The organism is Terriglobus tenax, assembly GCF_025685395.1.
Taxonomy (GTDB): Bacteria; Acidobacteriota; Terriglobia; order Terriglobales; family Acidobacteriaceae; genus Terriglobus; species Terriglobus tenax.
The window spans coordinates 326,393-340,677 of sequence record NZ_JAGSYA010000004.1 but is presented as its reverse complement, the minus strand read 5'-3'; the positions used below and the strand labels follow the sequence as shown (position 1 = coordinate 340,677).

Sequence of the window (14,285 nt, the reverse complement as noted above, 5' to 3'; positions counted from 1 at the left end):
ACTTTGACCAGATTTTCATCTCTTGTCCAGTATTTCGGATGTTCCTGGCCGAGGTCTTGTTTCGATTTATCGGTCGAGCCATCCTTTGGAATCCCACTTAGCCACACTCCCGGAGAACGACCGATGAAACGTTTGATCGCTCTATGTATCTGTTTGTTGTCAGTCTCTGTTGCACTCTGTCAAAGCACCACCGGCACACTGCTCGGTACGGTTTCCGACGCCGAAGGCGTGGTCGTTGGAGCCCGTGTTGAGGTCATCAATCAGAGCACGGGAGTGACGACTGTCGTAACGACGAACCGCGCAGGCGAGTATTCCGCGACCAACCTGGTAGCAGGAACCTATACCATCCGCATTGCCGCGCAGGGCTATAAGGCGGCGGAGATCAAGGACGCTCACCTCGTCCTGAACCAGGTTCTCCGCAACAATGTCGCGCTGAATGTCGGCGGCGTGACGGAGGTTGTGGAAGTGAAGCCGGATGCCGGCGTGACGACCACAGACTCGCCCTCCATCGCGACGGTTACCGACTCCAAGGCACTGGTAGAACTGCCGGCAAATGGCCGTACCATCTCTGCGATCATTGCCACCGCGCCGGGCAACAGCGGTGACGGCTCGGACTCCAATCCCAAGATCTCGGGTTCGCAACACTGGGGTGGTACCAGCTTCCAGGTAAACGGTGTAACCTACGATGACCGTGGCAACGGTGGCGGTTCGTATGCTTACTCAACGTCTCTGACGACGCAGCCATCGCTGGACTCAATTCAGGATGTGAAGATCGAGAGCAATGCGGCTAAGGCCGAGTATGCCAGTTCGGTTGCGGTTGTCATGACCACCAAGGGTGGCACGAACAAGTTTCACGGCACGTTGTTTGAGTTCAACCGCAATAGTGCTGTTGCCGCAAATGAGTACTTTGCCAAGACGCTGGGAACGGCGCGCCTGCCGTTCAACCGCAATGAATTTGGCGGTACCTTTGGTGGTCCGATCGTCAAGAATCACACATTCTTTTTCGTATCGGCGGAGCGCTTTTCACAACGCCAGCAACGCCAAGGTATCTTTACTGTTCCAACAGATGCCCAGCGCACGGGACAGTTCACGACGGCGATTCGCAATCCGTATACACTGACCTACTTTGCGAATAACAAAATTCCCGATTCGATGTTGAATCAGAAGTTCCAGACCATTCTTCAGCTTGTGCCGCGTGCAAATACAACGTTCGCAACCTCCAACCTGAAGCAGCCGCGCGCCACGAATCTGGACTTGAATCGGTATTCCGGTAAGCTGGAGCACGTTTTCAACCCGAAGAATCGCATCGCGTTTGACGCGAACTGGGCGGAAAGTGGTCTTTATTTCGTCAACCTTGGTTATCCGGTCCAGTATGGAAACTATTCCGACGCCGGCTTCCAGACAAAATCCGGAGCACTTACCTATACACGCATTCTTTCAGCGTCTATGACGAATGAGCTTCGTGTTTCGTATTACACAATGCGATCCACTCGCCTTGGTCAAAATACTAGTTTTGATGGAACGCAGCTTTTCCCTGGACTGTATCCGCACGAGATCGGCGGTATCCCTATCTTCAGCATTACTGGATATACACGCATCGGAGATTCGGGTGGTTCGCGCTCAAATCCGCAGATGACCCAGCAGTATGGAGATACCTTCATCTGGCATCGTGGTCATCACACGTTCAAAACTGGAGCCGATCTTCAGATCACGAAGGTATCGACGAACCCCGGATCCAGCACGACGACGCTTGGCTACTTCAACTTCCTGTCAAGCCGCTATACGCTGAACGGTCTTGGGAACGCACTGATGGGGCTTCCAACATCAACGCTTCGCTCTACCGTTTCTCCTTCGAATGTGATCCATCAGAATCGCTATGGCTTTTATGCTCAGGATGATTGGCAGATTACACAACGCCTGTCTGTTTATTATGGACTGCGCTACGAGTTACAGACCCAGCCAACGGAGCGTTTTGGTGGATGGACGAACTTTGACTTTGCGAGCGGCAGCCTGGTCGTTCGCTCTGTAAACGGCCAGTTGCCCAGCTCTGCGAATTCCACGCTCCTCTCTTTGTATCCCTATAAAACATCGGAGCAGGTGGGCTGGGGTTCGGATGTTCTTGTTTCCGATAAAACAAATTTTGCGCCCCGTATCGGATTTGCCTTCCGTCCTACAAATTCGACGGACCTGGTTCTGCGCGGAGGCTATGGCATTTTCTACAACATGCCTGCGATTTATCAGGGAATCTACCAGCTTGGCGTCAGCAATCCGCCTTTCAAGCTGACGCAGCAGTACAACGGTGGCACAACCCCGACCATCTCTTTGGACGACCCATTTGCAACGTCTCCTGTTGTCACTGCGAATCCGGTGCTGTACTCCGTGGACCGGAAGCTGCACAACACCTACTCGCAGCAGTGGAACCTTTCGCTGGAACAGAAGCTGCCTGCTTCAATCGGATTTCGTATTTCGTATGTAGGCAATCGGGCGATTCACGCTCCGTACGTGAACTACGAAATGAACCGTCCACGCGACCTGGCTGCTCCCAGCAGCAGCACACAAAGCAACCAGGACTTTCTGCCATACCAGCCATACAGCAATATTTACGGTATGCGCTTTACTGGAACCGGCTTCACCAACCAGTTGCAGATCCAGGGGACTCGCCGCTTCAAGAGCTCGCTTTATATGCAGGCAAACCTGAGCTGGACAAAGTCGATCGACGACGTACCGGATACAGGCTCTCCTCAGGATCCTTATAACCAGCGTGGTGATCGTGGTAATGCCGACGGTGTGCGCCGTGTGACCTTCTACTTTACCGGTGGCCTTGACCTGCCATTTGGTCCAGGGAAGATGTTCCTTAACAATCGAGGCAGCGTGATCTCCCGCGTGGTTGAAGGATGGCGCGTGACGAGCGTAACCCGGCTTTTGAGTGGCGCGCCCTTCTCCATCCTGTATCAGAGCACAGCAGTAAACAGCTATGCTTCGCGCGCGAATATGAGTGTGAATGGTGGCGATCCGTATGCCGTGGCCAACCGTAGCATCACGAATTGGATCAATACAGCTGCATTTTCTGCCCCGCCAACCTATGGCTATGGCAATAGCGGTCGCAATATGCTGTTTGGACCTGGGCAGAAGGTTGTCAATATGAGCCTTGCCAAGACCACTAAATTGCTGGAAGGAACTTCTTTCGAACTGCGCGCGGATGCCTTCAATCTGACGAACAGTACGAACTTTGCTAACCCCGCTAACACGCTTAATGTGGCTGGTTTTGGTGTTATCTCGGCTACGACGATCGATCCTCGCCAGCTGCAGTTTGGTGCAAAGCTGCTCTTCTAGTCACAATTACCTGCCGCTGGCTGCTTCTGCAGCCAGCGGTTCTTTCTTCCCCAGGCGATCCAGAAGGGACTCGTTGTATGTCTACGCATCTATCCTCAGCGGTCATGGCAGACCCGCGCGAGTTGAGCCGGCGTTATCTTGCCGGCGGTATTGCCTCGATTAATCGTCAGGCTGATCCTGACATTGTTTTCAGCCGCGCCCAAGGGGCCTACCTTTGGGATACGAATGGCAAACGATACATTGACTATCACGCGGCGTTTGGTCCGTATGCGCTTGGTCACAACGACGCAGCGGTCAATGACGCTGTAAAGCGCGTGCTGGAAGAAGGCGACAGTCTTTATGGAAGCGGGACGACCGAACTGGAAGGCCGCCTCGCTGAACTGATCTGCGGCTGCGCGCCATTCCTTGAGTCGGTTGCGTTATTGAATACCGGCAGTGAAGCCACCTATCAGGCCATTCGCCTGGCGCGCGCCTACACGGGCCGTGACCACATTATTGTGATGCAGGGCGGCTATAACGGCTGGCATAACGATGTTGCCTGCAACCTGATGACGCCACTTTCCGAGCTGGGGGAAGAGCGCAAGGGGGAGGAGTATCCCTTCCTGCCGATCAGCGCCGGCATTCCTGTGGCTCATCAGCAGCTTGTGCACCCGGTCGGCTTCAACGATCTTGAAGCCATCCGCACGGTTGTTGCCCGTCACAAAGTTGCCGCGATCATCCTTGAGCCGATTCTTCAGAACATCGGCATTGTCAAACCATTGGAAGGCTATCTGCAGGGTCTGCGTTCCATTGCTGACGAGCATGGTGTCGTTCTGATTTTCGATGAGGTCAAGACTGGTTTTCGTCACGCACTGGGTGGCTATGCTTCGATTGCCGGAGTGAATCCGGATCTTGCGGTTTACGGGAAGGCGATCGCGAATGGCTATCCTGTTGCTGCTCTCGGCGGCAAGAAGGTGATCCTTGACCTGTTCGTGGATAAGGACGCGAAGCGCCGTGTGCTGCTCGCCGGAACCTATAACGCTCATCCGGTCATGGTGGCTGCCGCCATTGCGACCATTGAGCGTCTGAAGAGCAATGACGGCGAAGTTTATCGCGAATTCGAGCGCAAGGGGGCCTGGCTGCAGGCTGAGATCGAGGGAATTGGCAAGACATTGGGCAAGCAGATTCTTGTTGGACGGCAGGGCTCGGCCCTGTGCCCGTACTTCATGGATCACATGCCGGTGAGCTGGCACGATCTTGCGGCAAATCATAACTTTGCCGTGGATGGCGCGATTCGTAAGGAAGTGATTGCCGACGGCATCTATACCTTCCCCATCCCGGTCAAGCAGTGGTCCATCTCGGCTGCTCATACCGACCAGGATCTGGAAGAAACGGTAAAGGTGCTGAAGAAAGTCTTCGCATCGGCGAAACTATAGCTACACGTTTGCAGGAGTTGGGTATGTTCCGATGGTTGGCGGCCGGATTGTTCTGTAGTGCCGCTGTCATATTGGCTACTGCGGTTTCGGGATCTTTCTCGTCCGTCCATGCGGGCGTGGAAGACCCGGGCCGCAATCCCATGGCAGCCGAAAATGTACAGCGAGGGGAGAAGCTGTTCACCTCCAACTGCGCCTTTTGCCATGGTCCAACAGCAAAAGGATCGACAACAGGGCCGAGCCTGATTGATTCGTCTCTGGTGCGCCATGACAAGGATGGAGACCTGATCGGCGGCGTGCTGCGTGAAGGCCGGCCCGATAAGGGCATGCCTCAGTTTGCGAGTCTTGCGACTTCCCAGGTATCGGACATCGTCGCTTATCTGCATGCGCGTGTTCTGGCAACGGACAGTCGTGAGACTGCGGGACCAAAGAGTGGATATCAGCTAAAACAATTGCTCAGCGGCGACGCCGTTGCCGGTAGGAAGTACTTCGAAGGCCAAGGTGGTTGTACGAAGTGCCATTCTGTAACCGGAGACCTGGCCGGAGTTGCAAGCCGCTATCAGCCGACGGAGCTTCAGGCGAAAATTCTTTATCCCCGCGGCAAAGCATCCACCGCCACGGTAACGCTTCGCGACGGCACCGTGGTGCAGGGGACGCTCGCTCACGCGGACCCTTTCTACATTGCCGTGATTGACGCAAACGGTGCGTATCACTCCTGGGAGCGTTCCCAGGTAAAGGCCGCGATCCATGATCCCCTGGGCGGTCATCTGGAGCTTCTCGGAAAGTACACCAATAAGGATGTCCATGATCTGTTTGCCTATCTTGAAACGCTCAAGTAAGCGATGCATTGTTCTGCTTACGGTGTTGACAGCAGCCGGGGTGGCGCCTGCTCAGCAGGGGGTTGCCACGGGAAGCGTGCCGGCTGTACGCGATCAGTGGACGACCTTCAATGGAGATTCGTCCGGTAAGCGCTTCAGCACGCTGCAACAGATTCATGAGAAGAACATCCATTCTCTTACGCTGAACTGGGCCTTCCAAACGCATGGACCGCAGATGAAGGGAACGCCGTTGATGATTGACGGCGTTCTTTATCTGACTCTGCCCGATCATGTATGGGCCGTTGATGCGAAGACCGGCGCGAAAATCTGGGAGTTTGTGCGCCCTTCTGAAGGCAACCATATTGGCAATCGTGGCGCTGCATACTACAAGGGACATCTCTATATCGGAACGCCGGATGCACATCTTGTCTGCATCGATGCGCACACCGGCAAGCAGGTTTGGGATATCGAGGTAGCGGATGTTAAGTTTGGCTACTACATCTCTCTTGCGCCGCAGATAGTAAAAGACATGCTTCTGGTGGGCACCTCCGGTGACCAGGCGGATGTACCGCACGCGGTGCATGCCTACAACTGGGAGACGGGCAGGCAGGTATGGCAGACCAGCAGTACGCCACGTGCAACTGGGGCTCCGGGGGCGGAGACGTGGCCCGACACAAAGACCATGTTGCGCGGTGGCGGAGCCATGTGGATGAGCGGTACGTATGATCCTGATCTGAATCTGGTCTACTGGGGATCGGCGAATCCGCACCCCGTGTTGGCAGGGCCGGTTCGCAAGGGCAATAACCTGTTCACCGACACGATTCTTGCCATGGATGCCGATACGGGCAAGTTGAAATGGTATTTTCAGGCGAATCCGCACGACACGCATGATTGGGATGCGGTGCAGACGCCGGTGCTTTTTGACGCTCCGTACAAAGGACAGCAACGTAAGTTGCTGGCGCAGGCGAGCGGGAACGGATACTACTTCCTGCTGGATCGCGAGACCGGCGAGCACCTGGTGACCGCTCCGTTTGTAACGCAGGATTGGGCGAAAGGGATTGATGACAAGGGAAGTCCGATTCCCGATCCTCAGCATGAGCCGCAGCCAGATGGTGCGCTGACGGCCAGCGCAGGTTTTGGCGGCACGGACTGGATGTCGCCCAGCTATGACCCGCTGACAAAGCTGTTTTATGTGACGGGCCGCGAAGGATATAGCTTCTGGTACCTTGCGCTGGATGAGAATGGGCTCGCGGCAGATCACCAGGGCGGCGGTTCGATTGCCCTGTACTCGAAGTACTACACCATCGCGATTGACTATGAGACAGGCAAGGTCAAATGGCGTCGGGAGAGTGGGGAAGGTTTCGGCTTCCCGGGCATTCTTACCACGGCGGGTAACCTGCTCATCACCGGCGACCTGGATGGGAATGTTCTAGGACTGAACCCCGTAGATGGTAAGGTGCTATGGCATAAGCGCCTTGGAGCTACCATGAACAGCTCGCCGATGACCTACATGGTCGACGGCAAACAGTATCTGTTGACCTGCGTAGACGGAGTTGTCTACGCGTGGACGTTGCCAGACAAGTAAGAAGGAGTGGGCGTGGAGAAGGGAAGTCGCATCTTTCGTGGTTGGTGGGTCGTCATGGCCGCTGCGGTCACATACGGCATCGCCCAGGGCATTCCTTATTACAACGTCAGTTTCTTCTACGACTACTTCCAGCGCTCCTTTGGCTGGAGCCGTTCGCAGATCACGCTGGGCTTTCCGCTTGCGGCGCTGCTGACCATCTGGGTTGGTCCGGTGCTGGTGCCGCGCTTCAGTCAGCGCAAGCTGATTCTGTTCGGTACAGTTGCAACGGCTGCATCGCTTGCCGGCTTCGCCTGGATGAACGGATCGCTCGCTCTCTATTTCTTTCTGTGGGCGCTGTACACGATTGGCTACCTCACCTCAGGTCCTATCCCACACCAACTGATTGTCTCGCACTGGTTTGGCAAGCGCCGTGGTACCGCGATGGGCATCCTGTACCTGGGAGTGGGTGTGGTTGGCTCGCTTGGGAGTTACCTGGTCAAGCCGCTGACGGAAGCTCATGGCTACCGTTACGCACTGATGGTGCTGGCTGCCATCATGTTTGCGGGCTGGCCGTTGGTGCTGCTGGTGCTACGCGACAAACCAAGCGACTGCGGTCTGACGATGGATGGCGAGCCAGAAAGCAAGAGGCAGAAGCTCTCTGAAGCGCTTACCGTCAATGGTCTGCTGGGACGCCTTACCTTCTGGCTTCTGCTGATTGGAAGCATCTGCTCCATCGCGTCCGTCGGCGCCATCAGTCAGCATATGAAGTTCATCTTCCTGGATGCTGGCTTTGCCAAAGGAACGCAGCTTGATGCAGCCTGGCGTACAACGTCGATCCTGATTCTTGTTTCGAGCACGGTAGGCCGTCTGTTAGTTGGCCTGTTGGCGGACTGGTTTTCCACCAAGCTTGTGATGATCGGCAGCTACGCGCTTACTGCGGCCACAGTGATTCCATTGCTGATGCTGCAGCCTCCCCATGTACCGTACTTCTTTGCTGTTCTGTTCGGCATTGCGATGGGAGCGGATTACATGCTGATTCCGCTGATGGTGGCCGAAGAATTCGGTATCTCCACGCTGGCTCGCGCCATGTCTATCATTCTGCCTCTGAATACGATCGCTCAGACCTGGTTCCCATACCTGATCGCGTTGCTGCGGGAGCATTCACGCAGCTATACACCGGCGCTTGTCTGCGTGGTGCTGGTTGCTGCCGTTGGAGCATTGGCCATCGTGGCGTTACCGAAGCGGTCGCAGGTTACAACTTAAGAATCCAGCGTTTGCGATAAGCCAGCAGTGCAAACCCGGTGACAATGGCGAGGAATGAGACAGCGAATAGAAGTGAGTCCGTGCGTGGTGTTGTCTTTCCAGCAAACAACGCCTGAAAGATAGCGTCATGCCAGGACAAGCCGCTTGCAAGACGAATGCGATAAAGAATGGCGCCTGTACATTCTGACAGCAGGTAAATCGCGAGCGCATTCTGTCCGAAGGCCAAGGGAAGGGTGAGCCCGCGGCGGAGCCGGTGCCGATCCATGAGCCAGTAAAGCAATGAGAAGATCAGGAAGTCGACTCCTGCGCAAAGCAGGCAGAAGGCTGTCGTCCAGAGCTTCTTATTAATCGGTTGCCAGGTATCCATCAGCAGGCCAGCCGTGAACAGGACTACGCCGTTAGCAGGCATCAACCTTAGGGCTGCAGCCCCTTTACATTGCAGCAGGCGTGCGGCCAGCATGCCGAACAGTGTTGTCGCCAGCGCAGGAAGTGTACTAAGAATTCCTTCGGGGTCCCAGGTTACTGTGCCGGAGTAGTTATGCCGGCCAAGAATGATACGGTCAATGAAGTGTGCGAGGTTTCCCTCGACGCTCAAATCTCCCGGCAGGTATCCAGGCGCGGGGACCAGCTTCAATACAAGGGCGTACGTCGTCAGAATGCCTGCCAGTACAGCAAGCTGTTTGCGAGCCGGCAAAGGGAAAAGCAGACTGACACCGAGTGAGCAGAGGGCGATGCGCTGCAGCACGCCCATGATGCGGAAGGTCTCGAGGCGCCAGTCAGAGATGGCATAGATGCCAGTTCCAAGCACGAAGAGCAGCAGGCAACGCTTGGCCATGGGCACCATCATGGAAGACCATGCGCGGCCCTTTTCTGCTTGCCGGGTAAAAGAAAGCTGTACAGAAAACCCTACGATCCATAGGAAGGTGGGGAAGACAAGGTCGGTGATTGTCCAGCCGTGCCACGGGGCATGGTCAAGCTGTGAATAGATGTCGTTGCTGCCGGGGTTACCCACCAGGACCATAAAGGCCATGGTGAGTCCCCGGAAGACATCCAGTGAAAGAATGCGCTCAGCGCCCGTCGTAGCCGGTCTGTTCTTCATAACGGCGGCGATACTCCTGCTTATAAGCGTCGACGATTTTCTCATAGCTCATCGTTGCGTCTATTGACCGCTTCTGCCAACGCAGCTCTACCGTATGGGAACCTATGGGCAAGATAAGCTGACGATTCGTCACGGTAACAGGTCTGTCATCAACGGTGGCCGTTACTCCATCAAGGAACCAGGGAAGATGTGCCACCACCTGCTTGAGGCGGTTCTTCTGCGTTGCATCGACGGTATAGATCAGCCTTGCCGAGCTGGCGCCTGTGCCAGTCAGCGTAAAGCTCACGGAACCGAAATAGGTTGCGGCACGTTCCACGCGGATGGATTTGTCCTCGCCAATCCACTCCGGGGATACTGCAGACAGCAGGTGCAGTTCATTGCCGCGCTCGCGCACCATCATGTTACGCAGCAGGTTACGGTACTCCGCCGCGAACCAGCCGTGCGGAGCAAGATTGCCACTGAAGTCACGGTCACCCCATGGCCGGATGGAATACTCGAAGCCGGCGTTTGTGGAACTTGTGTGCAGCAGCACAGCATAGAGTTCGCTGATCGCCTGCTGGTCCTCGCCGCGCACCAGCTCTGTCAGCGTGTTTTTGATCGTCAGGTAGTGGTGAAGGTACTCGCCCTGCCCATCCTGGTGATAGGTCATGATCCCTTCCTGGTAGCGCGACTGCGTGTCCTTCAGCGTCGCTGTGACCATCGGATCCAATGGATTCAGCTGTTCCTCTGGTGTAACCGAAAGCAGGTTGCCCCAGTCCGTTCCGCCGGCTCCCGGATCAAGCGAGGGAGGGATCTTTCCTCCGGCAGCTTCGCTTGCCTTCCTGAGCTGAACCATGAAGGCCGTGCGCAGGTTTAGTTCCAGTTGGTGGAAACGCTTCTCATCATCAGGATGTCCTAGCTCACGAGCAAACATCTGTGCGGACTGCAGACCGTTCAGCGCCAGAAAGTTGTATCCGGTCAGGTGTCCCGGGACAAACTCGTTATCGCGGACGTCCGTAGACGGCATAATGTGCAGCGGCTCTTTCTGGAGAGCGCCTTCCAGCCACTGCACAGCGTGCAGAATACGCGGGTAGACCTCCGCGGCGAAGGCTTTATCGTGGGTCATACGATAGTGCTCGCCATAGGTCCATAACGCTTCTCCCCATCCGTCGTACTGTCCCTCCTGGGAAAGGAAGTTTCCGTTCTCCCGCTGCTTGGTCGCGAAGAAATCCAGAACCTGACGTCCAATTTCGGGATAGCTGGATGTGTCATACATGCGGACAAAGTCGGCCGAGTCTCGCAGGTAGAAGCCGTGATAGTGCAGTTGATTGATGGTCTGCACATACTGGTTGCCAACCTTGTTCAGGGAGAGAAGGTCGTTCACCAGGCTGGTGCGGAAGGTGTCATTGACCTTCCGTTCCGGAGTTTCAATCACCAGGCCGCGATCCAGCAGCTTCTTCCAGAAGTCCGCGACCTGTTGCTTTCTTTCATTGAAGCTGCTTGCCCTCAGAATGGCCAACTCATCGCTGTTCTCTGCCAGCGGTGCAAGCGGCATCTTGAAGTCGAGGTCCCGGGTTTCGCCGGGCTTCAGATTGACGGTGAACTGCGCGGTCGCCACAGGCGTTGACGGAGTCAGCGTAGTGGCGATGCCCACCGGGCCCAGGTCAAGCAGGTTATAGAACTCACGGAAGTATGGCCGCAACAAGGGCGAGGAGTCAGCAGGGAACAGATAGATCGCCTTGCCGTCCTGCAGGTATGCGTCGTCTGCAGTGCGATAGCTGGCATCGGCGCGGAAAGGGGCGCCTTGCTGTTGCGGATCGCCGGGCTGCTTGCCTTCCACGGGCCGCTCAAAGCGGTTATCGCCGGACTGATACGGCGTGGTCTGCTCCGCCTGATAGCGCCATGCTGTGGTCAGGAAGGCGCGCTTCGATGTTGATGAGGGATTGCTGACCGTCACGCGAACAAAGTTGGCTACATGTGTTCCATCCTGTTCTTTGCCAAGCGAAGCGGCGAATGCCGTGAAGTGATATTCCACGCCGTCATGCTGCTGGCTGTAATGCACGATGGGTAGATAGCCCTCTTCCAGTGTGCGGATGCGAGACGACAGTGGCTGGCGATCAATGCCAAGGAAGAACATCAGTTCGCCGTAGCCGCTGTAGAGATAGCCTTCAGGTGTAATTTCGGTCCCTGCTGTTGCATGCATGACGGAGATCTGGTCCGTTGAGCGTGACGCATAGCTGAAGGGCTTACCGGGTTCGTCGATGGAAGGCGAGACCATGCGCAACGGCACAACTACCTTACCGGGAGCAACAGGCTGCTGGGCGGCAATGGCTGACGCAAAAATTGCACACACGGTGAATGCAAATATCCGCATTTGAGAGACCTGCCAATCGGCGCGCTGGGAGTGTGAGCGCACTAAGTTCTAATGTGTAGAATATGTTCTACTAATACAAAAGCGTCTGTCAATTTCCCTCGGAGCCTGCTTTTATGTCCTTATCCATGGGCCGCATTCTTCTCGTATTCTGTCTGGCATCTGGTACCGGATCTCTCCTTCGTGCGCAGCAGGGTGCGTCAATGACGCAGCCGACGACAGGCGAGATCTCTGAGATCCAGCGCAAGAGCCTGCAGGATCTTGCCAATGACATTCCGCAATTGCAGAAGTATCGTGAGGCGAATCGTGCACTGGGCGCGCCGGAGAGATCTAAGCCCCGCATCGTCTTCTTTGGGGATTCGCTGACCGAAGGCTGGGGGATGACACAGCGCAATGGCAGTCATTTTTTTCCGGATAAGTCCAATTACATCAACCGCGGCATATCCGGGCAGACGACGCTGCAGATGCTGGTGCGTTTCCGCCAGGACGTGCTGGACCTTCATCCTGCCGTGGTGCTGATACTGGCCGGGACTAATGACCTCGCGGGCAATATGGGGCCATCCTCCCTGCAGATGATTACGGACAATCTTCAGTCCATGGTGGAGCTGTCGCTGGCGAATCATATCCAGCCGGTGATCTGCAGCGTGCTTCCTGCAAAAGCATTCCGCTGGCGGCCTGATATTCAGCCCGCGGAGTCTATTCGTACGCTGAACCAGTGGCTGAAGAGCTACGCCACATCGAAGAAGCTTGTGTATGTGGACTACTACAGCGTTCTGGCGACGCCGGACGGCGCCATGCAGGATGGCATGGCATGGGACGGGGTTCATCCGTTGGACGCCGGCTATCAACGCATGAAGCCGCTTGCCGAAGATGCCATTGCAAAGGCCCTGCTGCAGCCTAGCCCGTAGGGAACCACATGCTGCTCTGAATCAAGCACAATAGTCCTATGAGTGTTTCTGAGCAGGGCAAGGTCCGTCTTCCATTCGACAACAGTTATGCGCGCCTGCCCGAGAGGTTTTACGCTCGCGTGGCGCCTTCTATCGCTCCCGCTCCGGCACTCATCAAACTGAACGTGCAGCTTGCCGCGGCGCTGGGCCTGGATGCCGAAGCGCTTGCGAGTCCCGAAGGTGTGGCAATCCTTGCCGGCAGCCGCGTTGGCGAGGGATCTGAACCGCTGGCGATGGCATATGCCGGCCACCAGTTCGGGAACTTTGTCCGGCAGTTAGGCGATGGCCGGGCGAATCTTCTGGGCGAGGTGATCGGCCTTGACGGCGTCCGTTACGACATTCAGCTTAAGGGATCAGGACGCACGCCTTTTTCGCGCAACGGCGACGGGCGCGCCGCGCTCGGTCCCGTCCTGCGGGAATACATTGTGAGCGAGGCCATGGCCACCATGGGGGTGCCTACGACGCGCTCGCTCGCCGCTGTCGCAACCGGGCAGGCAGTTTTCCGCGAGAATGTTCTGCCGGGAGCCGTGCTGACTCGTGTTGCGACCAGCCATCTGCGCGTGGGGACTTTCCAGTACTTCTTTGCTCAGAGAGATGTCGAGGGCACTCGCACACTCGCCGATTACGCCATTGCACGCCATTATCCAGAGGCCGCACACGCGCAGCGCAGATACCGTGCGTTTTTGGATGGCGTGGTCGCTCGACAGGCAAGACTGGTGGCGCAGTGGATGCAGCTTGGTTTTATTCATGGCGTGATGAACACGGACAATACCTCCATCTCAGGCGAGACCATTGACTACGGCCCATGCGCTTTTATAGAGGCTTATCACTCGCGCACTGTCTTCAGTTCCATTGATCACCAGGGTCGTTACTCGAACAGCAACCAGCCACATGCCATGCACTGGAACCTGGCGCGTCTTGCAGAGACCTTGCTGCCGCTTCTGATGGAAGAGGAAGGAGGCGATGAAGCAGGACTGGCTTCGGCCTATGCGGCGCTTGAGCAGTTTGGAGTGCAGTTTGAAGCTGCATTGAATGAAGGTATGCGCAAGAAGATCGGCCTGGCAGCAGAACGCGAGGGAGATACAGCCCTGGTGGAAGATCTTCTGAATCGCATGGAGGAGAACCGCGCCGACTTCACACTGACCTTCCGCGGGCTGTGCTCTGCGGCTGCAGGCACCGGCGACGATGTTCGAAAGATGTTCGCGGATCCTGCAGCCTTCGATACCTGGGAGGTTGCGTGGCGGGCACGGTTGGCGCAGGAAGAGATGCCTTCGGAGGAGCGTGCTGCGCGCATGCGGCGTACGAATCCTGTCTACATTCCTCGCAACCACCTGGTGGAGGCGGCACTTCGTTCGGCCACAGACGACAAAGACTTCCAGCCGTTCGAAGATCTCCTGGCAGTGCTTGCGAATCCTTACGAGGAAAGGGCAGGACTGGAGCGGTACGCCCTGCCTGCGCGTCCGGAAGAGTATGTCAGTAAGACTTTCTGTGGCACCTAG

General features: G+C 56.3%; 9 protein-coding genes. 7 read left to right on the top strand and 2 right to left on the bottom strand.

Going from position 1 to position 14,285, the window contains the following annotated elements; genetic code table 11:
* The first annotated feature begins 123 nt into the window (after positions 1 to 123).
* The 5 genes from OHL13_RS07060 (at position 124) to OHL13_RS07040 (ending at position 8,390) form a co-directional block, all read left to right on the top strand.
* The gene (locus OHL13_RS07060; RefSeq protein ID WP_263409425.1) at positions 124 to 3,333 is read left to right on the top strand and encodes a TonB-dependent receptor; all 3,210 of its coding nucleotides are present in this window, start codon (positions 124 to 126) and stop codon (positions 3,331 to 3,333) included.
* Positions 3,334 to 3,410: 77 nt separating this feature from the next.
* Positions 3,411 to 4,748: an aspartate aminotransferase family protein gene (locus tag OHL13_RS07055; RefSeq protein WP_263409424.1), complete on the top strand. Its 1,338-nt coding sequence runs from the start codon at positions 3,411 to 3,413 to the stop codon at positions 4,746 to 4,748.
* 23 nt (positions 4,749 to 4,771) lie between these two features.
* Positions 4,772 to 5,584, top strand: coding sequence for a cytochrome c (locus tag OHL13_RS07050; protein WP_263409423.1), 813 nt, complete (start codon positions 4,772 to 4,774; stop codon positions 5,582 to 5,584).
* 22 nt (positions 5,585 to 5,606) lie between these two features.
* The gene (locus OHL13_RS07045) at positions 5,607 to 7,148 is read left to right on the top strand and encodes an acido-empty-quinoprotein group A (RefSeq protein ID WP_263409422.1); all 1,542 of its coding nucleotides are present in this window, start codon (positions 5,607 to 5,609) and stop codon (positions 7,146 to 7,148) included.
* Between the two features lie 12 nt (positions 7,149 to 7,160).
* On the top strand, positions 7,161 to 8,390 hold the full coding sequence (locus OHL13_RS07040) for an MFS transporter (protein WP_263409421.1): 1,230 nt from the start codon (positions 7,161 to 7,163) through the stop codon (positions 8,388 to 8,390).
* Here the strand turns inward: OHL13_RS07040 and OHL13_RS07035 are convergent.
* Both OHL13_RS07035 and OHL13_RS07030 read right to left on the bottom strand, forming a co-directional pair.
* On the bottom strand, positions 8,380 to 9,489 hold the full coding sequence (locus OHL13_RS07035; RefSeq protein ID WP_263409420.1) for an acyltransferase family protein: 1,110 nt from the start codon (positions 9,487 to 9,489) through the stop codon (positions 8,380 to 8,382). The two genes, OHL13_RS07040 and OHL13_RS07035, sit on opposite strands and share 11 nt — an antisense overlap.
* The gene (locus tag OHL13_RS07030) at positions 9,458 to 11,842 is read right to left on the bottom strand and encodes a glucosidase family protein (RefSeq protein ID WP_263409419.1); all 2,385 of its coding nucleotides are present in this window, start codon (positions 11,840 to 11,842) and stop codon (positions 9,458 to 9,460) included. The genes OHL13_RS07035 and OHL13_RS07030 overlap by 32 nt, the downstream gene beginning before the upstream one ends.
* Positions 11,843 to 12,042: 200 nt before the next feature.
* Here OHL13_RS07030 and OHL13_RS07025 point away from each other — a divergent pair, with 200 nt between their 5' ends.
* Both OHL13_RS07025 and OHL13_RS07020 read left to right on the top strand, forming a co-directional pair.
* The gene (locus OHL13_RS07025; RefSeq protein WP_263409418.1) at positions 12,043 to 12,747 is read left to right on the top strand and encodes an SGNH/GDSL hydrolase family protein; all 705 of its coding nucleotides are present in this window, start codon (positions 12,043 to 12,045) and stop codon (positions 12,745 to 12,747) included.
* A 38-nt stretch (positions 12,748 to 12,785) separates the two neighbouring features.
* A complete protein-coding gene (locus tag OHL13_RS07020) occupies positions 12,786 to 14,285 on the top strand; it encodes a protein adenylyltransferase SelO (RefSeq protein WP_263409417.1) in 1,500 nt (499 codons plus the stop codon).